This is a genomic window from Burkholderia sp. S-53 (genome assembly GCF_025560745.1).
GTDB classification, from domain to species: domain Bacteria; phylum Pseudomonadota; class Gammaproteobacteria; order Burkholderiales; family Burkholderiaceae; genus Burkholderia; species Burkholderia pyrrocinia.
Map to the genome: position 1 here is coordinate 1,444,170 of NZ_CP090484.1, position 24,279 is coordinate 1,468,448.

Consider the following 24,279-nt stretch of genomic DNA (forward strand, 5'->3'; position numbering starts at 1 on the left):
CGATATCCGTTCAATAAGATGCGGAATTTTTCACCGCGATAAGATTCTTTAATCAGGGTTAATGCGGGGTACCGGGGCAACTGTAGCTTTCGATTAGATATGGATACGACTTTCGATTAGATGCGGATACAGGCATCCGATGCAGGCCCCGTACGCCCGTGGCACATGGCGTATCCGCATCTAATCGAGAACGGCTTTTTTGCATTGACCGAGAAGCCCCTGCGCATTTCTACCCGCAAGTCAATAGGCCGTCCAATGGAAGGCCGAACCGGCTCTTCCGGACGCCGCGTTGGCAGCAGTCCGCCCGGCCGGTCGGAGAACTGCACCGGAAATCGGCGTAACCGCCTTCTGGTCTAGCCGATGCCTGAACAGGGTGCCCAAGCCGATTTGTTCAATTTTGAGCAAATCATGCCGCATCGGCGAACCTACACTCATGTACAGGCAACGCACGCCTGCGCGAACCGCCGGCCGGCCGGACTCGCAGCCCGATGGACACAGCGAATGAACAACTTTGGCGACAACGTGCATGCCGTGGGTAGTTTCGAGCTTTTGGCGCGATTCTGGCGCACGCCGACGATGTTGAAAGGGCTGCCACTCGACGCCGGTGCACTGACATGTCCGATGGCCGCCTCCGCTCTGGCGCGTCTGCCGCAGAACTTTTCGCCGGCGACAATGACTTTCGAGAGCTTGCAACTCGGCGGGCACCCCATCATTGACATGACATTGTCCGTCGGCGACCTGGAGATTCACTGGCTTGCCGACGCGAAAGACCCGGACGTTTGGATGTACACCTCATTCTGGAAGGAGTGGAAGGCCATGCCGATTGTGGTGGGCGTTGAACAGGGCACAGACTGGGTCTACCGCTTCTATCTGTCAGAGATGCCGAATATCGCTCTGACTCCCGGAGAACGAGTAGACACGCATTACGTTTGGGGAGACATGGTGCCGTGGCTGAGTATGGTCCAACACATCAAGAACCATCGGGCTGCATACCCGCTCTTGTCGGCTCGCGTGCCACCATTGCCCCGGCCCGACGGGTTTAGAGCCAAGGTCGGGCTGTTCCCTGCTGACATTTGAGCTGAAGCAGGGATAGCCCCGTTGCTGTCCGGCACCGAGGGGCGAGCGAGCTGGTGAGCGCCACGCTCGGCAACATCCGCATCGACGCTCGAGACGATCACTAGCTGCCCTTGGCCGGCCAGGGGTGGCCGCCCTGGCAAGGTCGCGCTACCACCGCTAGCGGCACGGCACTAGACCGGGGGCTCCCAGCGAAGTCTCCCCGTCTCCGCGTGCACTCGCGGCCCAGACCGCCGCTCATCGCGAGCGTCGACGACGAAAGTATGAAGGCACTGGGAGGATCCGCCTGTGGCGCGCGTTTGCTTAGTTTGTCGGACAAGCTGCCGATAAGCTTGCGGATCGCGACGTTCCGACTAACCGAAGGGTTTATGGAAAAAGGAATTCGGGCCACCAAACGGCCTGTTGATGAATGAGTTGCTGCCACCGGTTAGTTGGCCGGGATTGTTAAACACAGAATTCGGGCCGCCCCAAATTTGCGCGGGATTGTGCGCGAACGAATTCGACCCGCCCCAAATTTGGCCAGGGTTGTTGACCAGTGAGTTTTTTCCGCCGGACAAGGCTTTCGCGCCGTTGAAAGCGGCTTGAACGGCTTTGACAAGGTCGTTGTTCTTGCCAAAGCACCCGTGATCGCCGCCGATTTGGCCAGACAGGCATTTTTGCAGTTCTGCGCGCGTCAATTCCTCGGTCACGCAGACCGCAAACGCGTGAGGCTGCATCAGTGTCTGAATCGCGCATTGCGCAACGATGAGTTGTTCCGGCGTCAAATGCGAGCCGCCTGCGCAAAGTGCCGCTGCATACGGATTGCCCGCGTATTGGGCCGCGCACGTTGCTAACCGTTGTTGCTCCGGCGAAAGCCGCGTCCCGGCGGCGCACAAAGCGGCAGCATAGGCGCTGCGGGTCGCAGTGGTGGCGCATGCAACCAGCTTCTGATCCTCCGGGCTGAGATGACCTGCTGCGATGCAAAGCGTCGATGCGGTGACGTCGGACGGGTGTGCGTTTACACAGGAGACGGCATGTTGTTGCTCGGGCGAAAGGTGCCCAGTTCCGATGCACACAGCCGCTTTTTTGGCGTCGTTCGCGTTCGCTTGGAGACAAGCCAGATCACGCTTTTGCTCCGGGGGCAGGTTTGCAGTGGCGACACACGCCGCAGCCTTTCTCATGTCACCTTTGTTGGCGTCCACGCAGCCCACCGCGCGCGATTGTTCGGGGCTGAGTTTAGCCGCAGCTGAACAAGACGCGGCCGCTGGAATACCTCCGTTGGACTTGCCCACGCAGGTCATCACATCGATGGCCTGCTTTGGAACGTTAACCCTCTGGGAGCAGAACGCGAATTGCGCGATATTGGCGTCTTTCGTCGTCGGCATGTGCTCCCTGGCGCATTGCGCCACACGCCGCTGCGCTGGCGACATCATTGTATTGTTCCAGCAACCGACGAAATCCTCGGATTGCGCCTGTGGCGTCGCCGCCTTCAAGGCCTGAGGTTTGCAAGCCCGCGCTGCAGCTGCTGGCGTTGGATGATACGAAGCCACGGCTAGCTCTGACGCGAAGAACAAACACGAAGCGAGGAAGAAGCCCGCCAGCCCGGCGCACGCTCGACATATTCCCATCTGCCGAGATCTGTTGTCTAGCGTGGATCTAAGCGTCAGAAAACCAGCCGCACCACCCCTTGCTTTCATAGCATCTCCGGCATTGTCGCCCGGCGAACTCGCAACAATATGGTGAACGCGAGCGGGGTCCCCGATCTAGCCATATCATGCCCCTGAGTCCGCTATGTCATGATAGAAGACCATAAGAAACTGCAAAGAGAATTTTCCGCGCGGCGCAAGCAACCACCTCAACGCACTCATTCTGGATACGACCGGCTCCAGCGCAACTGGTCCGCGTTTTCGCACAACGCACCGGGCCGTATAAACCGGTGCGATGCTTGCCCTTGAGACCGGTGACAGAATTAACGCACTCTGATGTCCGCTGTTTTAGAGAGCCGCCTATCGAATGCCCATGTCGCGTCGGCGGCAAATGACGGTAACTGGCCGATTTCTGCCGCTTCCACATACCCAGTATCGACCGCCGGGAACCGCCGGGCCGCTTACGAGGCGTTGCCGATAGCGAATCCATTTCGCAGAGCCCCAAGCCATCGTCCAGCAAGGCTCCGCCGTCCTCGACAAGCGACACAAACTCAAGTTGACACATTTGTTGTCGCAACGGTGTCAAACTTGAGACACGCAACGTGAGCGACTACCGCCTGACGGCAGTCGCGCTGAACGCCTGATCGAACTGCCGGGCTCGCTGCACCTCGGTAAGCGTGTCCCCAGCCCCGTCTCGACGATGTGAAAGGAAGTTGCCAGAGTAGTCCCCACCAAAGTAGTGGGGACCAAAGTGGCAACAGATACGCCGAAGAGAACTTCACGCAAAGGCATCCCGAATCACCCGATCGAATTTCGACGGCATCTGGCCAAGCTGGCCTGCGAGCCGGACGTATCGGTGGCGCGTCTGGCGATGGAGCATGGGGTGAATCCGAACCTGGTGTTCAAATGGCGTCGAGCATTGCGTGCCGGCGAATACGATCCGGTGGATTTGGTGCCCGTGACCGTGGAGGCACCGGCGCAAGAGATCGAGCAACCGGCCCCGGCGCCGGTCGCCAGTGCCGCTCCGGCGGGCGCCATCGAGATCAGCGTAGGCAACACCCGAGTGCGCATCGAAGGCTCGCCGCATGAAGCCACGCTGTTGCTGGTGCTCCGTATGTTGCGCGGCACGTCGGGACCGACAGCATGATCGGACTACCCAGCCACACGAAGATCTGGCTGGCCGCCGGCGTGACCGACATGCGCTCGGGCTTCAATAGCTTGGCCGCGAAGGTCCAGACCGTGCTGGAGCGAGACCCGTTCCGCGGCCACGTCTTCGTGTTCCGCGGCAAGCGTGGCGATCTGGTCAAAGTGTTGTGGTGGAGCGGCGACGGCATGTGTCTGCTGATGAAACGCCTGGAGCGCGGTCGGTTCGTGTGGCCACGTGCCGATGGTGGCGTGGTGTGCCTGAGCCAGGCGCAACTGTCGATGCTGCTCGAAGGTATCGACTGGCGGCAACCAGTCCGCACGACGGAGCCGACATCGGCGTTGTAAACCTGTCGGCCGCCGCGTAGACTGCCGGCATGACCACGGCAAACGCCTATCCGGACGACGTCGAAGCGCTCAAGGCCATGCTGCTTGAGCGCGATGCACGCATTGGGCATCTGGAAGACGTGGTCGAATCGCACAAGGCGGCGAACGCCACCGCCAAGGCCGAGATCGAGCATCTGAAGCTGCTGATCGCGAAACTGCGCCGCATGCAGTTCGGCCGGAGCTCCGAGAAGCTCGACCGTCAGATCGAGCAGCTCGAGTTGCGACTGGAAGAGCTCGAGGCCGACGAAGGCGCCGCCCCCATCGAGATTCCGAAGACTCCGCGTACCGCACCGGAACAAGCGCCCCGCAAACCGCTCCCCGAGCATCTGCCACGCGAGATCCTGACGTACTGGCCGGAATCGGGCGAAACCTGCGCGGCGTGCGGCAGCCCCATGAAGCAACTCGGCGAGGACGTCTCCGAGCAGCTGGAATATGTACCGGCCAGCTTCCGCGTGATCCGCCATATGCGCCCGAAACTGGCATGCACGTGCTGCGACCACATTACACAAGCTGCTGCGCCGAGCCGCCCCATCGAGCGTGGCCTGGCTGGCCCGGGCTTGCTGGCCCATGTGCTGGTCTCGAAGTTCGCGGACCATCTGCCGCTGTACCGCCAGTCGGTGATCTATGCGCGCGAGGGTGTCGATCTGGATCGCTCGTTGTTGGCGAAATGGGTGGGTCATGGCGCGAGCCTGATGCAACCGCTGGTCGACGCCTTACGCCGGCACGTCATGGCAGCCACCAAACTGCATGCCGACGATACGCCAGTGCCTGTGCTCGCGCCGGGCAATGGCAAGACGAAAACCGGACGGCTGTGGGTCTACGTGCGCGACGACCGGAACTCGGGCGACATGACGCCGCCGGCCGTCTGGTTCGCCTATACGGCCGACCGCAAGGGCGTCCATCCGCAGCAGCATCTCGAATCGTTCAACGGCACGCTGCAGGCGGATGCCTATGGCGGATATCAGGCGATTTACGAAACCGGGCGGGTAGCCGAAGCAGCCTGCTGGGCACATGCTCGGCGACAGTTCTACGAACTGCACGCCGCACGCCCGAATGCCTTGAACACCGAGGCGCTGGAGCGTATCGGCGCGTTGTACAAGATCGAGGAAGCGATCCGGGGCAAGCCGCCCGATGAGCGACAGGCGTACCGGCAAACACATAGCAGGCCCTTGCTCGATCAGCTCCATGCGTGGCTGAGTGCCACGCTGGAAACGCTCTCGCGCAAATCCGACACGAGTCGGGCGATTCTCTATGCGGTGAACCGGTGGGAAGCGCTCACGCGCTACTGTGACGACGGGCGTCTGGAAATCGATAACCTGCCAGTTGAGCGCGCGTTGCGCGGGGTGGCGATCGGGCGCCGGAACTACCTGTTCGCCGGTGCGGACTCAGGTGGCGAGCGTGCGGCGGCGATCTACAGTCTGATCGGTACGGCCAAGCTCAACGGCATCGATCCTGAGGCGTATCTGCGCACCGTGCTCACGCGCATTGCAGACCATCCGATCAACCGGGTCGAAGACCTGCTGCCCTGGAACATGACCACCCTGGCATCGTAAGGCGATAATGCTGCTGGCTTCTCGTTCACCCGGAGATCAGATGGCGAAATCGTTCCAGCGCTTTACCCTGCACGTGCAGCTTCAACACATCGAGCCGCCCATCTGGCGCAGGATCGAGGTTGAAGGAACCGAGTCGCTGCGCAAGCTGCACCATATCCTGCAGGCGGCCTTCGGCTGGGAAGACACCCACCTGCACGACTTCCTGATCGACGGCATGACCTACGCCATGTTCGAGGTCGACGACGTGTTGGACTTCGCCGACCCGGGCACGAGCGCCGATGACCGGAAGGTTCGACTGCAGAAGGTCCTGAAACCTTGCTCGCGCTTCCTCTACCGGTACGACTTCGGAGACGGCTGGGATCACGCCATCGTCGTTGAGAAAGTGGAAACCATTGAGAGCGAACCGTGGGGCGCGGCCCAGGTCATTGATGGTGCTCGCGCGTGCCCGCCAGAGGATGTGGGCGGCCCGCATGGCTACGAAGCGTTCCTGAGCGCGCTATGCAACGATCCGAATAGCGAAGAAGCTGACCATTACCGAAACTGGGTCGGCCCCGGCTTCGACGCCGAACTGTTCGATCTGCGTGCTGCCAATGCCACGCTGCTACGCATGGCTTCCAATCGCTGGGGAAACCGGTAACTCACGCCGTCAACACGGTATCGGCTCCACGCTTACGCACCTCGTCACTATGCAGATAGATTGACGTCGTCTAAATTGACGCGTGGTGCAGGTTGTCGCGGACCATGAGCAACTCAGCCCCACGCGCCAGCGCGTGCGACGCATGCGTGTGGCGCATCCAAATGGGGGCTCGCGCGGCGCAGTTTCTCGGCCCTCGCTGGCCGCTCGTCCTGGATCGCGTGGGGCACCAGCAGGAAGAACCGGCGCAGCACACGCCAAAGCCTCGTGCTTCCAATGTCAGCGCCGCCCGCATCGAGGCTCGCAATCAACGGCGTCGCCGGGTTCCAGCGACTCGACGTGACCGGCAGCCCGCGCTGGGCGAGGTATTGGTCGAGCGCGGTCCGGGCGAGCGACGGTAACGCCACCTTACCCCGTTTGCGCCTTTGCCGCGCACGCCGAGGATATCGCCAAGCGTTGCGCCGACTAACTCACTCGCACGGAGGCCTAGAGCCCGGCGGCCCCCGGATTCGTAGTTTCGCCGGCAGTCCTTACGCCGAGATCTCTTGCACTCAGGGGCGGCAGGAATGCGCCCGCGTCAACCATCATCTGGTGAGAACTGGCTATTTCGTCCGTGCTGCTGATTCCGCTTCTGAAACATCGCAATAACAAGCCGATTGTTCCCGTCAACCGTTGTCGACCCAGCAATGCCGCGACCACGCCTCGAGCCTTTCTGTCGTCGCTGCACACGACCAAGTCGTTAGACGCCAATGCATGCGCCAGACATTCGGTTTCGCCTTCGCCTAGCCCGTAAGTGTCGATAAGGTCCAGAAAAACAGCCGCGTCGAGATCCTCGTTGCGCAATCGCAGCAGCGTACCGGATGCGAAATGTTGAGAGATGAACTGGGCGATTGTCGTCGATTCCATTTCAACCAGCGGACCGACTACATACAATGTCAAAGGCAGCGATACGATCGCATCAAACGCCGCCCCGTTCACCCAGTTCAGGAGCGAGCAGGTATCAACTACGATTCGCTCAGTGCAGCGTGTTGGCGTTGTAGTCATAGAACTGCGGGATAGTCATCCTGAGCATCGATGAAGCCTTTCCTATCGACAGTTCTCCTCTGCGTACCTTGTCGATTGCGACGTCAATCAATTCACTGGGGACATTTCGAAACTCGATGTCTGGCCTAGCGGGCAGACCGAGACTATCTGCCCGCTTCTCAGGGCTCCCATGTTCCTTGACCAGCCATTCATACAGAGAGCGTGCCCCGCCGAGCGGCACAAGCTGCAGATCCTCACAGCGTCGCGCGGCGACCTCGAAGCTCACGCCAAAAATCCGCGACAAATACAGAATCTCAACGTCCCCGAGATTTCCAGTCGTTTTGAGTATTGTTCGAAGTTTGGACAACGCTATTCCAACACCCTTCGCAGGCAACAGCAGGGCCGAAGCAAAAGCATCAGCGAACCGCTCGCTCTTTGCACGTGAACGGGAGAGCGTGCCCAGCGAATCAGCCTCGTCAATACAGGCAACTTCACTCCCACGCAAATGCCCGGCCACGAGGTGTCCGAGTTCATGGGCAAGCGTAAACAACATTCGCGGTTTGAAAGTGCGAGGTGAGAGAAAAATAAAGGCGCGACCACCCACAATTGCTGACGCGCCCTCTATCCCCTGCTCTGGCACGACAAAAAGCAAGACGCCTAGCCCTTCGGCCACGAGCTTCGGAAGCCCGAACATCGGGCTCACAAGATCTTCCCCAAAGTAGAGTGCACGAAACCGCTCAGCCAAGAATTCGGCCTCGTCGTAAGTCTCCGCCGCCGGCTTGAACGATTCAAGCCATTCCAGTTTATGGAACAACGGCGTGGCGAACTCCAGGCAGGTCGCCAATTGGTCACTGATGCGGCGCACTGAGTCGAAAGACTTCGTCGCCCTGGGAGCACTCTGTCGAAACAGCAATTCTGTTCGCGTAGCCTGGTCCGAGTGCTTGGCAAATTCAGACGGTTTGATTCCAAGTGCTTTGGCCAGCGCGCTCAGCTCGGCCAAGCTCAAGGCGCCTCCTGCAAGCACCGCTTCAATGCGCTCAATACTCAGGCCTGACTTCTGCGACAACTCGCGGGAAGTCAGGCCGGACAATACTAACCGTTCTTTAACGCCTTGCATCTCGCGCTTCTGCCTTTAGTTCGGACAACGCCCCTCTAAGCTCCTCGATCTGTCCATCGTTCATTTTGCGGAAACGCCCGATCACCCCCGTGATGCTCTGAGCGTAGTCCCGGGCGAACAGATGCTGCAACAGCGCCAGCGAGCGTTCTCTGCCCAGTGCAATTTCCGCCGGCGTCTCCAGCACAACCGGGTCGCGACCGATGATGTAGTTTTCTAGGCGCCGCTCGAAGTTTCCATGGTAGTCAATAGCATTTTGCTGGCCGTTCTGCCCGACAATGATGTTGCCCCGCAAGGTACCGTCGTCTTCCTGAGACTGGCGGTTTTCGGGGAAACGCTCGTATGCGGCGAGTGCGTGGATTTTCTCGTCGACTGCAAATCCGCCCACGATATATTGCTGCACGCCAGTCACCCGTCCGCTGATAACGAAAATCTGGTCGCCTGGCTCGACGAACCGCCGAATATTCGGCATGCATGCACCTAGGGTTGGTCGCCTTCCGAAGATAGGGTCGGTCATATTCCAACCGACACCTGGATCCGCTCCCGCGAACATCGTATAGATATATCCTTTCATTCGCTCACCCCATCCCAAAAGACGGTCCGTCCAGTCGCGGCCTGAAACATCCCATCATAGTGCAGGCTGGTTGCGACGAACGCGTCTGCCACGCACTGTTCGATGACCGTCCACCCGTGTATCGCCACCGCCTCATCCGCGATCGCGAGCGCTCGCGCGGCATGTTCTTGGTCCAGCGGGCCATGAATAAGATAGGTCTGCGCGGCTTCCCGGGATAACCCGTAGATACCCGTGTACGCCTCGTAGATCCGCGGGCATAGCGACGCATAGTAGTGCTCCACCGCCCCCGCGCCCAAGATGTGGCATGCAGCCCCTCTCAGGCCGATGTCACGGTAGAGCGCCATGGCTGCCGCGTTACCTGGCGTCGGCCGCGCGTTCTGGACATCCTGCTCCGTGGCGCCTGCCGCGAATACAAGCGCCTTGATCATGTCCAGATGACTGGGCATTCCATCGTGAGCGGTGCACTCTTCCAGATACGTCTCGAGTACCGCGGCAAAAATGGTCGGACTGATTGACTGCGCTTCAGAAACCGCCGTTGCCCGAAGCTTTTGCCCGGCTGCCGTGCGAATGCAATGCTGGATTTCAGCTGCAACGAGCTGTTTCAGGGAAAACCGACCAGATAGCACCGCATTCCACACAGGATGACGGTGGAAAGGGAAGCGATCGTACAGCGAAAGCAATTTTGCCTGCACTGACATAATCGGTCTCGACGCGGAGTTCTTCGGACAATATCACATCAAATGGCCGTACTCATCGCATCAGGATGTTCTAGCCTACCGCTTGAAGTTGCCCGTACTGAACACCTGATCGAACTGCCGGGCGCGCTTTACTTCGTCACTATGCAGATACGTTGACGTCGTCGAGATTGACGCGTGGCGCAAGTTGTCGCGGACCATGAGCAACTCAGCCCCACGCGCCAGCGCGTGCGACGCGTGCGTGTGCCGCATCCAATGGGGGCTCGCGCGGCGCAACTTGTCGGCCGTTGCCGGGCGCTCGTCTTGGATCACGTCGGCCACCAGCACGAAGAACCTGCGCAGCACACGCCAAAGCCGTGTACTTTCGATGCCAGCCCCCTCCTCGTCGAGGCTACCCACGAGCGGCGTCCCCGGGTTCCAGCGACTCGGCGTGACCGGCAGCCCGCGCTGGATGAGGTATTGGTCGAGCGTGGTCCGAGCGAGCGACGCGCCGGTTCATCCAGACTGATGCAAGGCTGTCCCGCTGCCGCGCGAAACAGTCGCGAGGCAACCCGTTCGCTCGCCACACTCGTTCGTGGGCATTGTGACGCGGGCCGTCTCGCATATCCTCGTGACCGCCTGCCCAGACATGCTTGCTCCCGCAAACTCATGTCGATTGCAACAGCAACGGCAGACCGCGCCCTCCTCGGTTCGCTGCAGTTGCCCCGTCGACAGCCGACTCGGATCACGAAAGGCGCGACTTGCCACGTTGACATGAAGTTGTGCCCCGCATAGGATTACCGCTACGAGGCGAAGCATGCAATGACCGCCGTCGAAGTTCTGGCGCGCGAATTATTCCAGGCAACATCGGCACTCACCCAGGGTGCATGTGAGATGTAAGGGCTCTTACGGGTCAGCCTAGCGCAAAGCTAGGCGCCATGGATGTATCGGACCTCGGACAAAGCGTTTTGCGCAATTGCTCGATTGCGCGCGTTTTGGCCGGCTCCGTTACATCCATATCTACTCGGGATGATGGAACTCGGTTTGTTGATTTGCAACTGGAGAATCCATCATGCAAGCACCGACCACCAACTCCCCTTCGTTCAAGCCGCTTCCGCGCGCAATCGACATTCTCAACGGTAAGCACCAGATGCTTGATTGGTCCGGCATCGACGCAGCGACGTGGTCATCGTATGTTCGCGACCCATCGCTTGCCGCGGCAATCGCTGTCGCAAATCATCCAGAGTTGCACCAACGCCTCACACGAGCGAGAGTTCGGAGCTTTTGCCTTCGTCAAAACGTACGCCTCGAATTGAGGGCTGCCGCTGTGATGGGTTGGGGACGCGCAGGTGGCAAGGGATATGCCCACGCCCCCGCTCTTTGGGCGGCCCGTCATATCTGGCGTCCACTCCTCGAACGCTTGCCGCATCTCTCGCGTAAGGAGGCATTTCGCGAATTCCGTGCACTCAGGAGTCAAGGTAATCTGCCTGGTATGGGGCCTGCGTATTTCACCAAACTGATCTTCTTCTTTGGCAGCGGCACCGGCTATATTCTCGACAAGTGGCTCGCGGCTTCTGTTCAGGTACTCAACGCCACGCACTGGACCCTCGACCCGAATGGGTTGCCAGTTTTCACTTGGCGCTCGAGCAACTTTCCGAAGCTCAACCACCAGCGAACGATGGTTGTGGATCGGGTCACTGCTGAAGAATACGAACGTTTCTGCGAGATCCTCGAAGACCTTGCGCCTCTGCTTCGACTGGCCGATGGAGAGGCAGTCGAGCAGTTGCTTTTTTCCTCAAGTACATGGCGCGCATTTGTGCGGCAACACTGCCTGTCCGTCAAGACGAGTACAAGAAGCAAATTGAGCCAGCGCGGCACAAGCGGCTGCGCCTCGTTTCCGATGATTTGATTTCCAGTCCAAGCAACATCTCGACCCGACGGCAAGCAACTACGCCGTGCCTGGCACGCGTTACGTGCTGATCAATATACGGACGGAGAATGCAAACAATAGCTTGTCTTGGCTGGGGCTCTCTCGTTTGGGATACGCGGGATCTCCCCATTCGAAATGGATGGTTCAACGACGGCCCCCAAGTGCCAGTCGAATTCCTTCGTCAATCGAAAGACGGAAGGATAACGCTGGTTATTGACGCAGGTGGGCCGCCCGTACGCGTGCTGTGGGCGCTGATGGAAGCAACGAATATTCAAGACGCACGCCGCGCGCTTGGTGAGCGAGAGCAGATTCCTGAGAAACACTGGTTTAAGCATGTCGGAGCTTGGCTACACCGTGACAACCCGCCGCCTACCGTGATTCCTGCCCTAGACCAATGGGCACAGTCTTGCGGAATCGACGGAGTGGTATGGACGGCACTCCCGCCGAAGCTGGACACCCGAGACGAGTACCGCGCGAAGTCTGAAGAAGTGATCGCGTACCTTGGGTCTCTCGAAGGCCGGCAGCGCGAGGTTGCCGAGCAATATGTTCGCAAGGCCCCCCGCCAAATTGATACTCCATACCGTCGTCGCATCGAATCCGTCCTTCACTGGACCCCGAGCGATGAGTAGCACCGTACGGTAGCGCTTGCTCGGAAAGCATCATCCTCCTCTTTGTTTGGGAGCGCCGCCGCGGTGAAGCGCAGGGCTAGGTGAATGGTTGGCGATGGCACTGTGACGTTGCAAGAGACAGGCGACTCGCGCCGGTCGACTCGCATACAACGCGTCTGGGAATTATCGATGGCAAGCAAGAAATATCGCGACAAGACCTGCATTTATTGTGGGCGGGAGCGGACGTCGAGCACGGGCGATCACGTCGTCGCGCGAGAGTTTTGTCCCCAGGCCGCGCGCGACAACCTGCCCAAGGTGCCAGCCTGCGTTGCTTGCAACAACGCCAAATCGAAGATCGAGCACTATGTACTGGCGGTGTTACCGATGGGGAGCCTGCTCGCTGGGTCAGCCACGGCCATCGTCGAGCAAGTCGGTCCGCGACTGGCCAAGAATGAAGCGTTACGGCGCCAGCTCGCGGTTGGCCAACAGGTTCGCGGGGTCCGAACCCCTGATGGGCGCTGGCACGAAAGCATAATGCTGCCGTTCGACACGACCAAGCTGAGCGAGCTCGCGTGTTATATCGCGCTCGGACTCGCCTGGCATCACTGGCGGACCCAGCTTGTGCCGAATGCGCCGGTCAGGGCATCACTATTTTCCTCCGGTGGTCTACATCTGTTTGAACAAGCCATCGCAAGCCAGGATTCCCGCGCACAAGTCGCTGGTAGCTTTGGGGATGGCGTGTTCGTCTACCGCGGCGTGCGTGACCACGCCAATCCGGCCACGACTTGGTGGCAGATGACATTCTTCGGCGGAGTGGAACACCGCGCTCGGCAATGGCGCGGCCAGACGGCGCACAGCGTGTTCGTCGCTACAAGCGATGAACCGGAATGGGTTGCGCAATATGCGGAGCACCGAGCGAACTGAAGCTCCGCAATTTGAACACGGTCATGCCTAGGCCGCAGTCCTATACTCGCCAAGCCCGCTCATCCGCGAATCTCATGCAATTCAACGCAGCTCGAGAAGCCCACGCTGGAACCGTCGACGCGCTGGTTTCCTTCATGACCGACTGCCGATTCGAGGCCTCCAGCTTAACCGCCGCAACGCTTCCCCTGCGGTTGATGCCGGCTGTCAGCAACTGCGCGCGGATTGGCCCGAACGCGTCGGGTGAGATGCGAATGTAGGCAAGGCGATCTCTGAATTGTATAAGTCTAGACATGACCTAACAGACAGAGTCAGATCAGGTCACAGGTAGCCTGATTTCGGTGCCCAAAGCCGCGATCGCCCCATCTGCGACGTCCACGGCGTTGAACACGCCGCCTCGAAGCGGCCGGTCGGATCCCAACGAAGGCCCCCCAAAGGAAGGAAACCTAGCCGGACCGTTGACAACCCTTTACTTAGGGCGCATATTTGCGCCATGAATACACCTCCCTATGACCCCGGCACCTTCGCCCAACTCTTTGGAGAGCCGCGCGGCCAGCGTCTATGGACGAAGCTGAACACCCGTGAGTACGTCTCCTGTCTCGAGACAGCTACTGCGTTGCGTCAGCCTGCGGTCAAGGGGATTGAAGAGCCCCTGTTGCGGGACTTTGGGGCCGACGTCATCGAGGACCGCTTCAAACAGATGATTGGCCACATGGTGCGGCAGGTGATGGAGCGCCACGGCTACGAAGTCGACCAGCAAAAGGTAAAGATTGACAGCATTCCCTTCTACGCCGGTACCCGCTACAAGCGGCGGGACGAGTGGGTCTACCACGTCTGGCGCAAATCGAAGGACGCGCGCAGCTGTGCGCTGACGGTAGACAAGCAAGGCGCACAGCTGCCGCCCCAAAGGGGCGAGCGCTGGCTTTATTGGCGTTCTTTCAGCGGTCTACTACGCGCAAGCGTGATGTTCGGGATGCACTCCGAAGAGCAGGCACGCAAAGACATCCTGCGGCAGGGCTATCACCTTGCGACCATGTCGCGTGTCATGCGCGCGACTTGAGGGCTCCCATGGACAAGGAAAGCAGAACACCGAGTTACAGGGAGTTCATGCGCGCTCGGCGCCCGCAGTTGTACTCCGACACGCTGCATGCTGAAGTCGGCGAGATGGACCGGCGCCAGTTCGAGTTCCACCTGCAGTCACTCACAAGCCGCAAAGAAGAAACCGCGTTCGAGAACTTCGCGCGGGTGCTGGCTGAAAAAGAGCTTTGCCCGAACCTGATTCCGCAGACCGGGCCCACGGGGGGCGGTGACAGCAAGGTAGACACGGAGAACTATCCGGTCGCGCCGGCAATTGCGACGCTCTGGTACGAAGGTGATCCGGCATCAGCCGGCCAGCGCTGGGGCTTCGCCGTAAGTGCCAAGGCAGACTGGAAGCCGAAGGTCCGCTCCGACGTCGCCAAAATCGTCGCGACGGGCCGCTCGTACACCCTGATCTATTTCATCTCGAACCAAGCCATCAAGGACAAAGACCGCGCCGAGATGGAGGACGCCCTCACGGCCAAACATGGCACGCAGGTGCGTATCCTTGACCGTAGCTGGATTATCGAGAAAGTCGTTCGGCATCGGCGATGGGACATCGTCTCGGAGACTCTCCAATTCGAGCTCACGCACAGGGTCGTTTCGACCCCCGGGCCCCTGGACGCCGGGAGACTCCGCGACCTAGAGACGCTCGACAAGAAAATCGAGGCGGCGGCCTCGTCAACTGTCACGCTTGAACTGGTCGAAGAGAGCTTGCAGTCAGCGCTGCTCGCGCGAGGCCTTGACCGGCCGCGGCACGAGGTCGATGGCCGCTTCGACCGTGCCGAGCGTCTTGCGCGCAAGACCAGCAGCAGACAACTCCAGCGCATCTGGTACCAGAAGGCCTGGACCGCCCTGTGGTGGTTCGATGATGTAGACGAGGCGACGCGAATCTACGATCTGCTGGCACCCGAGGTGCAGGCGTCCGACTGGATTTGGGACGTCGACGACCTCGTCAACCTTTGGCTGGCCCTACAGACTGGGAAAGCTCCGGACGAAGCACGTACCGGCTCGTTGCGCGCTGCACTGCAGCGCCACGCTGATGACAAGTCCAAGGAGACGAGCTCACTGTGGGCGCGGACACAGCTGCTACAGATGAATTTGGTTGCGGGCATGCGTTCAAAAAGCGACCTGCAGCCTACCCTTGCTGCCTTGCGTCAGGTTCTGGGCGAGGTGCGCCGGCAAATCGAGTTCCCAATAGAGCCTGTCGTTCGCATCGTGCGGGAACTCGCGAACGTCATCGGCGACTCACCAGGCTACGACGAGCTGCTGGACGCTGTCATCGACATTGAGCGTGAGAGAAACGGCGACCGCGTCGCTGGCGAGCTGCAGTTGGAGCGCGGACTGCAAAAGCTTAAGCGCAAGAAGGCCTACGACGCGATTGACGACCTAGCCAAGTCGCAACTGCTCCTCGCGCAGGACGACAGCCGCGACGAGTTCATCGCTGCCCTGTGCGGCACGGGTCTGGCATATGAGTCTGCTGGCCTTCTCTACGCAGCCAGGGCGAACCTGTTGTCCGCGCTGGACCGCTGCTTGTACTCCTGGTTCAAGGAACGAGCGATCGACCGTCGCGCGCTGCCGCTTCTGAAGAAGCTGGCATGGCTGGAACTGCAGCTCGGTCGCGTGCCTTACGTACTTACCTGGGTGAAGTGGTTTGCGCCTATCCAGGTGGCGCTGAGCCTGAACGAGGCCGACACAAAGGAGTTGGAAGAGGAAGTCCGTGCTATCGACCGAGTCCTGGGCATCCTGATTCTGCGCACCCCGCATGAGGATTGGACCTCGCTTACGCGGCTTCCCGATCTGCTCTCTTCGCTGGGATTGGAGATGTCCCGCGCAGCCTCCCTCTTCATGCTCGGGTACGAGGATAAGGTGCGCGACGAGTACGGGACGGCGGACGACGACCTGAACCAGTTCGTCTCCGAGTGGCTTGCCGCTCCGGCCGCGGCGGACCTTCCTCGGCAGCCAGCTTGGCACTTCGGCACGACAACCATGACGACCGCCATCCTAGGCTGCCAAGTTGATGTTGTCGCCCGAGGCGGCGTCGCCTCGGCATTGCTCGGCGAGAGCATCATCGGCTTTCTCGAAGCGTTCTACTCCACCGCCGTTCGCTCCAGGAACCTGCTCTCGCCCCGAGAGCGACTGGTCATCGAGGTGCGACAGTCAGAAGCAGCGAAGGCTCCGTTCGCTCATCGCCACGTTGAGGACGACTGCGGCGAGACGTCGCTCATCGTCACCCACCCGGTCTCTTCGGCCGCGAGTCTAGTCGGCACGGGATTCGACACAGCAATGATGGGGCTGTTCGCGCGCGTGACCTACGAGTTACTGCTGGGTGTCGGGCACGAGGACTTTGAGGAGATGCTTGCCAAGCATCGCGCTCAAGACCGGGCGTACCACGTAGCGCACTCCATCATCTCCGTCACGAACGTGCTGGGGAACTCGCCGCCAGGGCGTGCGGAAGACTGGGTGCAGGACGAGGTGCTTACGCAATACCCGCTGGTTCGCGAGAAAGCATGGGTACCCGCTGCGGTCCCCTCCGCGCCTGCTACGCCTGCTCCTAAGACGGAGTCCACCTTCTCTGCGGACGCGCCGCCAGAGCAACTCTTCGGCGCGGATGCGGTACTGCATCGCGACATGACCGTCATGTCGCCCATCATCTTGCCCCTGTGGGACAAGGCCAAGTGGAAAGGCACCGGAGTAGCTCTACCTGCGGCACCTGGCGAGGTGGCGCCGCCGCTAATGGCGTTGGCATTCGAGAACATCGACGCGGGCCAGAAGATTTTCCGGGGCTGGCGCAAGAAGGCCGGCGCGGAAAATCGGGACGGGTGGCTTGGCGTGACCGTCATCACTGGAATTCGGCGTGAAAGCCCGCTGGACTATCGAGTGGCCATCGGCACCAGCGAGTCGTACATGACGACCATGATGGAGGACAAGCGCCTGTTCGCCATGGTCTACCGGATGAATGACATGACGCCCTCGTCTAGCCGCAATCTGGACGTCCTTCGAGACCAATTCGCGAGTGCAGGGTTCGTCTTCCTGATGCCGGTGGCGTTCAATCCAGCGTCGCCAGGCGCCATCGAGATGACAAATGAGAACCATCAGTTGGGCATCAAGCTCTCGCACCTTAAGTTCATCCCGGCGTGGCAGATCGGGGCGACTTCACCTGTCATCACGGCCATGCGCGGCATCACTGACCCGGTCATCCCATATGGAGTCAGTGAAATCCCCTTCTTGCAGGCGCTTGAGCGATTGGCGGCCAGGAAATCGGGTGCCGAGTAGGACTCGCTTCAAGCGTGCCGTCCGGCCGCGCGCCCGATAACAACGGCTATCGTCCATTGAGATGCGGTGGCCATCGCAGTGATTTGGTTTGCGCTGGCGACGACTGAGTACGTGGACGACGATGACCGACCAACGTGAGCGACGCTGAGCTTGCGGTACACCGCTCCTCTGGCCAGCAGCCGCGCAGCGGCCGCAACACCGGATAAGCGCGACCAGGAAGATATGCTCAGGTAAGCATCTCCATTTGAAAGTCGAGCATATCCATGGGTGAGGATATGTTTCCTTGAGAATTGCTTGCGAGGATATCCTCACGTGAGCAGAATCGGAATGGCCGAAGCCCCTGCCAGCCGACGCTCGCCGCCCTTCCACCATTCCGTGGTCGAATGGTTCCGATAGACGTTCGGGCCGCGGCTCTATCTTCGCCACCGCGCCGGACTGTCTCAACCCTCCCCCGTGGTCGTCCGGATTTCCCCGGCGCGCCAGCGGTCATGCCCGTCCGCGCCAGCGGTCACCACCGAAGCCCTTCACTGGAAGGGGCGGCCCTAACGTTGGATGGCTCGTGCACGGCCAACGTGTGACGGGGAGGTATAGCATCGGAAATAGACCATCCCTCGGAAATTTTGGTTCTTCGTGGATGAGAAGACCGCGCGTGGACAGGCCGTAGTTGGCCAGCAGGAGGCAGCTGCCACTGCGGCCCGAATCATCTACAATTTTACCTATCATTCAATCTTCAAATGACGAGCGCCGCGGTGTCCATGTCCCGCGAAACTCGACTTTCTGAACCTCGTGGAATACTGGCTTGCCAACTGGTTCTAGCGGAAACTCCACCATCTCCTTGGCGGAATCTTCGAAGATCGCGTAATTCTTCCCGCTCTCGTCCTGTACTGAGCCAAATATTATCCCGTCGAATCCGCCGACAACCTCGTAGTGCAAAAACTCCGCCATTGCTTGAGTCATGACGTAATCAGTTTCCTCGGAACGAGCTGGCTGAGCAATCAGGCGATGCAAGTATTTCAACATAACCAACGCTTCTTCTCGCTCTTCATAATTGTCAAGCCAATGACTTGTGATTTGATGCTCTAGCGGTTGGTCAAAACGCGTGAAGTCGAATAGCCTGAGATCCCGTGTTGTTCGAAATTTGCATAGTGCCACCTCGTCACCGATTGACGGACGCACCTCGGCAATTGCCGTCTGAATGTTGTCCGCCCCATAAAACAGCGGAACCCCTGCCGGGTTCATGCGATTATGCTTTGCTACTGTCAGCGGAGGTGGGCCGAGTTGTGTCTTCGGATCCTTCAGGATCGACTCTCGAAGTCCGGAGATATCCGCTCCCGCAATGCGCCTCGCACGAACAATCTCTTTTCCCTCACTGACATGGCGAATCGCAGCATGAGTTGGTTCGAATATTGATCGATTCTTTGCCAATAGCGCTACGTCGAAGAGTGTCGAGAAAAATTTCTGCACCTCTTTGTTAAAATAGCGTCTCGAGTGTTTGAGCATCTGCGTCTGCCCAATCCAGCGTTGCTCCGCAAAGACGCGTTCCTGTTCTCGGCCCTCGAACCGTGGTCGTTTCCTCCTATATCGCATATCCGGTGCAAAGAACTCGTTATCGGAAGCGGGACATACTTCACGGTAGTGTTCAGCGACCAAGTCACAAACGTCTTTATTCTTGATACGTAGAATTTTATCGAACGCTTGAGAGAGTGTCAGGCCATTTCTATAATCATGGTGTGTGTCATCGAATTCCTCAAATCGCTTGCGGAGCATACTTCCAGCAACTTTTGAAAAAACGTGAAGACTTCCGGCATTAGTTGTTCTGTTGCACGAGCAGCACAAACGACCACTTGCAGTCGGAATCATTCCTTTCAAAATATCGTCCTCGACACACTCCGGGCATAAAAACGGCCCCTTGTCCTCAACCCTAAGGGTTGTTGCTCTAAATTTTCTCATTTCCAAATCTTCCGCGCTGTTACTGCCGTGTGAAGTGATCTTTCATGCTCGACACGATGGTCGACCCCAGAGAATCGTCGCCCCGTAAGAGCGACTGCTCAGTTCAAGCGACCGTCCGGGTCACAGCGAGGTATCGATCAACATGGTGCCGCGACATCCGTTTGACGCGATTCCTCTTCAACGCTTGGCCCATCCAAACTCTCGAATCACGAACCCAGTGACGTGAACCGCCAGTGCAGCATCCTCTTCGGTGACGGCCCGCAGGCCATACCGATGAACCTCGTTGTGTTTTCCTCTGGGGTGCAGTCTATTCACAACGTCCAGTACCGAACACAGGGTACGAGACTCGTCAAAGCCAACGTGCTTTTGGATGGCAGCTATGACCTTACCCAGATCCTTCTCCAGAATGTGCTCCTCGCCGTTCCTTTGATAGAGCCAATGCGACGCCATAGCCGCGCACGCGTTTCGACATTGATCGACAACCGACGTTGGGATTTCCCGATACGCGACGTCTAGAACACGCTTGACCGCAACGCGGATTGCCTGAAGGCTCTCGGGATGTACCCGTGTCTCGTCGATCTCGGGAAGTATTCCTATCGGAGACTCTGCGCGCAGCGTCACCATGACATCATGAGCGACAGTCCTCTCGACTTGCACAATGCGCCACAAGGAATACGCATCCGCAGTACCAATCGCAAGCTGCAGCCCTTCACCTCGCTCCGGCTTGCCCAAGAGTTCCTGGCACTCCAGGTACAGGTTCAATCGCTTTGCAATTCGGCCGTCGTTGCGTCCGCTCGCGATATCGGATACCAAGTTCGAGTGAGCGTTGACGACGCACACCTCTTCGTTGGAGTTCCCCTGTTTTTGAAATAACCGCCCTCTTCGAACGCGCGACACTGCATCAAACGAGTCCTCGCGAAATATCCACGAGAACGGCACGCTATCAATGCTTGTAGGCATTCTTTCAAGGTCGCCGGGCGATTGCACCAGAACGCATTGAGACAGCACTGGCGGAGGCACGGCCAAATACGAAGCGTTGTCGCGGCCCTCATAAACCAATCCACTTTCTCGTTCGATTCCTAGACGGGACATGGGCGTCAATTTTAATTTGCGAAGATAGGACTATACAGTGCCAAACTGTCACCATCACTCATGACATAATGCAACGAAAAGACGCGCGTCCACGTCCTGACTGAAGGACTATCCATCGATTTTAATCATCGTTCGACGCTCTGACATCCCGGCTACGGAGCCCACCGGCCGCCGCGGCGCCGCACATCGGTAACCACTACCACGCATGCCGTGAGACCATCGAAGCGCACGAGCAGACCCGCATTCTTGCCGTTTGGATGATCTGTTGACGTGACGCCTTATAGCTTGAAGAGAGGTGACGGATTGGACCGTGGAACGACGAGTGTCAGATGCTCGCACGCCCGGCTCAGCGCAACGTAGAGCAGGCACCGATTCTTCTCGTTGGCAACAAGATTGTTGGTGTCACATGGGACCAAGAGCGCTCTTCTGGTTTCCAGCCCCTTCGACTTGTGGATGGTGCTAATCGCTTGAGGCGGCAATTGGCCTTTCCGTACGCCGCGTTGATGCGTCAATCTCGTGAGAACGGTATTGATGTCCGGGTCCGTATGTATCTGGCGTGCCTCAGCAAATTCCCGCCGAAGATCGATCCGGATGTCGCGAAAGTTTGCGCTCGTCTGCATCAACTGATGAATCAGCTCGAGTCCGGCGCCGACGCCGACATGATCCGGGTTCTCTAAGATGAGCCGCGCAATGGACTGAATCTCTGCTGGCTTGCCGCGGCTGGGCTTCGCACATTTCGTTTTCAGCTCATCGATCAGTCGGTTGCCATATGCGGTTGCTGAGAAACCCTTCCCCACTGCCTCAAGAAAGGCGCACGTCGCCTTACCAAGCGCCACAGGATCGCCGGTAGCACGCCGGCAGCTTGCGAGGAGGTCGCTGAAGGCATCTCGGGTGTAACCTTCCCAAATGCGGATTCTCCAGCCAAAGAACGCATTGAGCCCCAACACGGTGGCCGTGTGGGGAGTAAGGATGAGTAGGTTCGGACTGTTCCGAACCAGCGAGTCGATCGGCTTCCGTGAGGCTGAGTCCAACTGAAACGCGCCGTAGCGCTGCGCCTGATTATCTCCCCGCAACACATGCAGGCCTTGCGGCAAGTGGCTCCGGAGATCGACGAGCCCACCAGCGCTCAAACACTCCCGTTGTTCCAGTACCCACGTCCCCAGCCCTGGCGAGCCGTTATTCCACCGATGCGCCGTATCCAATCGCTCGAATGCATCTGCCTCATCAACGAGTCGGCGCCACTGGAGCCGCAGTGCTTCACGCTCAACACCGGCCGCGAAAATCGCTTGCATCGGGTCACCGAAAAATCGAAGCCGGGCACCAGCTCGGGATAACGCGTCAACGATACCCTGCTGGTCGTTGCTGGCATCTTGGTGTTCGTCGCACACGACTACCGGATAGCGCTCAGCAAGTGCACCGGTCAGAGCAGCGGACCGATCGAGCAGGAGACGTACGCGCCTTGCCAAGTCGGTATAGCAGTCTGGCCCACGGTCAATCGACCACGCATGAATATCAGGCGGCAGATCTAGGGCGCGGTGGTAGACCTTCGCGACCATAGCTACCAAGGAATCGATGGTGCCTATCTGCAGTTTGGCTCCAAGGTCGGCCGTGCGTGACGAGAAAACGTCACATGCAGCATGAGTATGGGCGAGTATCAGCACCCGCTGCCCCTTACGGAGCTCGCTTGCGGCATGGCGCGCGTAGCTGACAGCCTGATGCGTCTTGCCAGTGCCGGCTGGCGCCTCGACAACGACGCGATGCACACTTGAGCGTAGTGCTTCGACCACCGATGTATCGCTCATTTGTTCCTCGGCTCTTCTTCAGTGGGCGCCGGCTCGCCCTGTGCCTGGACAACAGCGTCGAGAAACGGTCGCAGCAGTTCGTCTAGCTGATTCTCCCAGACATCCATCGCCCGCACTTTCGCTGCGAGTTCACGCCCCCCCTCGATACTCTTGAACCACGCTGATGCGTGCGCTTTGAAAGGATTGCGCTGGACTGCGGGTGCGTCCCGCAGCGCTTTGGGCACAGAGCCGGTCGCGGCCTGGATGATCCAAGGCGTCAGCGGGTGCGCTTTCCGCAGTGGTTCATCAGAGGCACCTGCGTGTTCGAGTGCACGCTCTGTCAATGACTCGAAGGAAGTCGAGGTAGTCTCTAGTCGGTCGGCGAGCGTTCGCAAGCGCTGCCCCGTTCTGTTGTCGGTCGGGTCGGTAATCAACGCCTGCACTTGGTCAGGTGCAAACATCGGAATTACGTTCTCCTCCAAGCACCCGGTCCTCCATTGAAACAGGCGCGCCCCGACTCGCTGCTTTACCGCACCCCAACGTCCCTGGTTGCGGTTCTCGTTGTCGACAAAGCCCGCGAACTTCACCCCACCAGTCGACAGCGCTTCGAGCAACGTCAACGTGTCGTCGTTGCCGCCCCCGTCGGCGACGTACACACCCCGATCGCGCCAACCCGGGAGCTCTCGATCGAGCAGCGCTTCCAGGAAGCCGACCTCGGTCGCGCCCTCCGCGACAATCGTCAACCGAGCCAGGAATGCCTCCGGATCCCTAGCAAGATGGCGCGCGATCTTCTCCTTTGGAAGAGCACCAACTTGGCCGCCCGTGTCAACGTACCAGACGGATGCAGGAGCCGCGCCACTCAGTACCGATGCGCTATGTGTTGTTACGAAAGCCTGTCCAGGGCGCTCGATAATATGCTTAACGAGTTGGCGTTGACGGTACGGTTCAAGGCCGCGTTCCAGCTCGTCGACCAGCGTAATTGGATGACCGTCTTGCAGCGTGTCGGCTATTGCCAAGGCTCCGAGACGACGTGTGCCGGAGCCCCATGTTGCCAGCGGCAGCACAACGCCATCTTTATCTGCCGTAAGACCGATGAGCGAGTTAATCGACAATCCGGCGCTGCCAGTAAGCGCGAGACCCAGTTGGCTTGGCAGCTGACGCGCCAGGTACTCCCGGCCAAGCAGCTCCAGACGACTGCGTGGCTCATCCTCCAGGTGCTGATCCACGGAATCGGCTGCAAATTCACGTCCGAGCCGAGCGCGCAGGCCGCGATCGTTGAGCAGTCGATCGAGGTTCGAGCCTTGCACCAGCCGCAGGTCCCGATCGTTGCGATCGTCGCCAAGCAATCTCACCAGTCCAATCTCACGCCGCAAGCCGACCGAAAAGGTTGTAACAGTCTCGTCTGGTTGAACGATTTCGTAGAACAACTCGAGGTCGGCGGTACCACGGACTCGAGCCTTGTAGACCGGAGGTCGGGTACTACCCGCGTTTTCCTGGGCCGCTGCATCGGCGAGCACCGCGTTCTGACCATCCCACTCCCAAGGCCAGGCCATGCCAAGCTGACGATTCACTTCCCCTGGCATCGACATCGTCGCTTCGATCACAAACTCCTCTTCCACGCGCCGGCCAAAGTAGTCCGAGTCCACCAAGGTGTAGCTCGTAGTCGGGTTGAGCAATAGCCCAATGGCTTCCAGAAGCGTTGTCTTTCCGACGTTGCCGCCGCCCAATAGTAGATTGAGTCCGAGCGCAGGCCGCCAGATCAGTTCGCGAATTCCGCGAAATCGCTCAATACGAAGAAGCTTGATGTCTGCTCCCATAGAGCTCCCCAACTGTAAGCATGGCC

General features: G+C 59.4%; 18 protein-coding genes and 2 pseudogenes. 9 read left to right on the top strand and 11 right to left on the bottom strand.

Annotated elements, in window-relative coordinates:
* Positions 1-501 precede the first annotated feature (501 nt).
* Entirely contained in the window at positions 502-1,077 is a 576-nt protein-coding gene (locus tag LXM88_RS28545; protein ID WP_262546480.1) for a hypothetical protein, read from the top strand.
* A 350-nt stretch (positions 1,078-1,427) separates the two neighbouring features.
* Here LXM88_RS28545 and LXM88_RS28550 read toward each other — a convergent pair whose 3' ends face one another.
* Positions 1,428-2,603, bottom strand: coding sequence for a hypothetical protein (locus tag LXM88_RS28550; RefSeq protein WP_262546481.1), 1,176 nt, complete (start codon positions 2,601-2,603; stop codon positions 1,428-1,430).
* A gap of 835 nt (positions 2,604-3,438) precedes the next feature.
* On the opposite strand from LXM88_RS28550, the gene tnpA reads away from it, so the two are divergent.
* The 4 genes from tnpA to LXM88_RS28570 are packed head-to-tail and all read left to right on the top strand — an operon-like array spanning position 3,439 to position 6,419.
* Positions 3,439-3,846: an IS66-like element accessory protein TnpA gene (gene tnpA, locus LXM88_RS28555; RefSeq protein WP_262546484.1), complete on the top strand. Its 408-nt coding sequence runs from the start codon at positions 3,439-3,441 to the stop codon at positions 3,844-3,846.
* Positions 3,843-4,190 carry an IS66 family insertion sequence element accessory protein TnpB gene (gene tnpB, locus LXM88_RS28560; protein ID WP_262546487.1) on the top strand — a complete coding sequence of 116 codons (348 nt, stop codon included), beginning with the start codon at positions 3,843-3,845 and terminating at the stop codon, positions 4,188-4,190. Before tnpA ends, tnpB begins: the two co-directional genes overlap by 4 nt.
* Positions 4,191-4,219: 29 nt before the next feature.
* A complete protein-coding gene (tnpC, locus tag LXM88_RS28565) occupies positions 4,220-5,782 on the top strand; it encodes an IS66 family transposase (RefSeq protein WP_262546489.1) in 1,563 nt (520 codons plus the stop codon).
* Positions 5,783-5,822: 40 nt separating this feature from the next.
* Positions 5,823-6,419 carry a plasmid pRiA4b ORF-3 family protein gene (locus LXM88_RS28570; RefSeq protein WP_262546492.1) on the top strand — a complete coding sequence of 199 codons (597 nt, stop codon included), beginning with the start codon at positions 5,823-5,825 and terminating at the stop codon, positions 6,417-6,419.
* A 73-nt stretch (positions 6,420-6,492) separates the two neighbouring features.
* Here the strand turns inward: LXM88_RS28570 and LXM88_RS28575 are convergent.
* From LXM88_RS28575 to LXM88_RS28600, 6 genes and pseudogenes are all read right to left on the bottom strand, one after another.
* A pseudogene (locus LXM88_RS28575) lies at positions 6,493-6,909 on the bottom strand (site-specific integrase); the annotation flags it as partial.
* Positions 6,903-7,460, bottom strand: a complete 558-nt coding sequence (locus LXM88_RS28580) for a hypothetical protein (RefSeq protein ID WP_262546493.1) — start codon at positions 7,458-7,460, stop codon at positions 6,903-6,905. The gene LXM88_RS28580 and the pseudogene LXM88_RS28575, both read right to left, overlap by 7 nt.
* On the bottom strand, positions 7,432-8,556 hold the full coding sequence (locus LXM88_RS28585) for an ImmA/IrrE family metallo-endopeptidase (protein WP_262546494.1): 1,125 nt from the start codon (positions 8,554-8,556) through the stop codon (positions 7,432-7,434). The genes LXM88_RS28580 and LXM88_RS28585 overlap by 29 nt, the downstream gene beginning before the upstream one ends.
* Positions 8,543-9,127 (bottom strand): hypothetical protein, encoded by a 585-nt coding sequence (locus tag LXM88_RS28590; RefSeq protein ID WP_262546495.1) that lies wholly within the window; start codon positions 9,125-9,127, stop codon positions 8,543-8,545. Before LXM88_RS28590 ends, LXM88_RS28585 begins: the two co-directional genes overlap by 14 nt.
* The gene (locus LXM88_RS28595; protein WP_060109244.1) at positions 9,124-9,825 is read right to left on the bottom strand and encodes an iron-containing redox enzyme family protein; all 702 of its coding nucleotides are present in this window, start codon (positions 9,823-9,825) and stop codon (positions 9,124-9,126) included. The genes LXM88_RS28590 and LXM88_RS28595 overlap by 4 nt, the downstream gene beginning before the upstream one ends.
* 75 nt (positions 9,826-9,900) lie before the next feature.
* Positions 9,901-10,305: pseudogene (locus LXM88_RS28600) on the bottom strand (tyrosine-type recombinase/integrase); the annotation flags it as partial.
* 568 nt (positions 10,306-10,873) lie between these two features.
* Here LXM88_RS28600 and LXM88_RS28605 point away from each other — a divergent pair.
* The 4 genes from LXM88_RS28605 to LXM88_RS28620 all read left to right on the top strand — a co-directional run bounded on the left by LXM88_RS28605 (position 10,874) and on the right by LXM88_RS28620 (position 17,613).
* A complete protein-coding gene (locus LXM88_RS28605) occupies positions 10,874-11,710 on the top strand; it encodes an 8-oxoguanine DNA glycosylase OGG fold protein (RefSeq protein ID WP_262546498.1) in 837 nt (278 codons plus the stop codon).
* 818 nt (positions 11,711-12,528) lie between these two features.
* The gene (locus LXM88_RS28610) at positions 12,529-13,263 is read left to right on the top strand and encodes an HNH endonuclease (RefSeq protein ID WP_262546500.1); all 735 of its coding nucleotides are present in this window, start codon (positions 12,529-12,531) and stop codon (positions 13,261-13,263) included.
* A 490-nt stretch (positions 13,264-13,753) separates the two neighbouring features.
* Positions 13,754-14,320: a hypothetical protein gene (locus LXM88_RS28615; protein WP_262546501.1), complete on the top strand. Its 567-nt coding sequence runs from the start codon at positions 13,754-13,756 to the stop codon at positions 14,318-14,320.
* An 8-nt stretch (positions 14,321-14,328) separates the two neighbouring features.
* On the top strand, positions 14,329-17,613 hold the full coding sequence (locus LXM88_RS28620) for a hypothetical protein (RefSeq protein ID WP_262546503.1): 3,285 nt from the start codon (positions 14,329-14,331) through the stop codon (positions 17,611-17,613).
* A gap of 723 nt (positions 17,614-18,336) precedes the next feature.
* On the opposite strand, the gene LXM88_RS28625 is transcribed toward LXM88_RS28620, so the two are convergent.
* The 4 genes from LXM88_RS28625 to LXM88_RS28640 form a co-directional block, all read right to left on the bottom strand.
* Positions 18,337-19,563: an RES family NAD+ phosphorylase gene (locus LXM88_RS28625; protein ID WP_262546504.1), complete on the bottom strand. Its 1,227-nt coding sequence runs from the start codon at positions 19,561-19,563 to the stop codon at positions 18,337-18,339.
* Positions 19,564-19,740: 177 nt separating this feature from the next.
* Positions 19,741-20,622 (bottom strand): hypothetical protein, encoded by an 882-nt coding sequence (locus tag LXM88_RS28630; protein ID WP_262546507.1) that lies wholly within the window; start codon positions 20,620-20,622, stop codon positions 19,741-19,743.
* A 311-nt stretch (positions 20,623-20,933) separates the two neighbouring features.
* On the bottom strand, positions 20,934-22,457 hold the full coding sequence (locus LXM88_RS28635) for a UvrD-helicase domain-containing protein (RefSeq protein ID WP_262546509.1): 1,524 nt from the start codon (positions 22,455-22,457) through the stop codon (positions 20,934-20,936).
* Positions 22,454-24,253, bottom strand: coding sequence for an ATP-dependent nuclease (locus tag LXM88_RS28640; protein WP_262546510.1), 1,800 nt, complete (start codon positions 24,251-24,253; stop codon positions 22,454-22,456). The genes LXM88_RS28635 and LXM88_RS28640 overlap by 4 nt, the downstream gene beginning before the upstream one ends.
* Between the last annotated feature and the right edge of the window lie 26 nt (positions 24,254-24,279).

Bases quoted from the DNA above. Each gene is read 5' to 3' on its own strand.
- LXM88_RS28545 (WP_262546480.1), top strand. From the start codon at position 502: ATGAACAACTTTGGCGACAACGTGCATGCCGTGGGTAGTTTCGAGCTT.
- tnpB (WP_262546487.1), top strand. From the start codon at position 3,843: ATGATCGGACTACCCAGCCACACGAAGATCTGGCTGGCCGCCGGCGTG.
- tnpC (WP_262546489.1), top strand. From the start codon at position 4,220: ATGACCACGGCAAACGCCTATCCGGACGACGTCGAAGCGCTCAAGGCC.
- LXM88_RS28570 (WP_262546492.1), top strand. From the start codon at position 5,823: ATGGCGAAATCGTTCCAGCGCTTTACCCTGCACGTGCAGCTTCAACAC.
- LXM88_RS28580 (WP_262546493.1), bottom strand. From the start codon at position 7,460: ATGACTACAACGCCAACACGCTGCACTGAGCGAATCGTAGTTGATACC.
- LXM88_RS28585 (WP_262546494.1), bottom strand. From the start codon at position 8,556: ATGCAAGGCGTTAAAGAACGGTTAGTATTGTCCGGCCTGACTTCCCGC.
- LXM88_RS28590 (WP_262546495.1), bottom strand. From the start codon at position 9,127: ATGAAAGGATATATCTATACGATGTTCGCGGGAGCGGATCCAGGTGTC.
- LXM88_RS28595 (WP_060109244.1), bottom strand. From the start codon at position 9,825: ATGTCAGTGCAGGCAAAATTGCTTTCGCTGTACGATCGCTTCCCTTTC.
- LXM88_RS28605 (WP_262546498.1), top strand. From the start codon at position 10,874: ATGCAAGCACCGACCACCAACTCCCCTTCGTTCAAGCCGCTTCCGCGC.
- LXM88_RS28610 (WP_262546500.1), top strand. From the start codon at position 12,529: ATGGCAAGCAAGAAATATCGCGACAAGACCTGCATTTATTGTGGGCGG.
- LXM88_RS28615 (WP_262546501.1), top strand. From the start codon at position 13,754: ATGAATACACCTCCCTATGACCCCGGCACCTTCGCCCAACTCTTTGGA.
- LXM88_RS28620 (WP_262546503.1), top strand. From the start codon at position 14,329: ATGGACAAGGAAAGCAGAACACCGAGTTACAGGGAGTTCATGCGCGCT.
- LXM88_RS28625 (WP_262546504.1), bottom strand. From the start codon at position 19,563: ATGAGAAAATTTAGAGCAACAACCCTTAGGGTTGAGGACAAGGGGCCG.
- LXM88_RS28635 (WP_262546509.1), bottom strand. From the start codon at position 22,457: ATGAGCGATACATCGGTGGTCGAAGCACTACGCTCAAGTGTGCATCGC.
- LXM88_RS28640 (WP_262546510.1), bottom strand. From the start codon at position 24,253: ATGGGAGCAGACATCAAGCTTCTTCGTATTGAGCGATTTCGCGGAATT.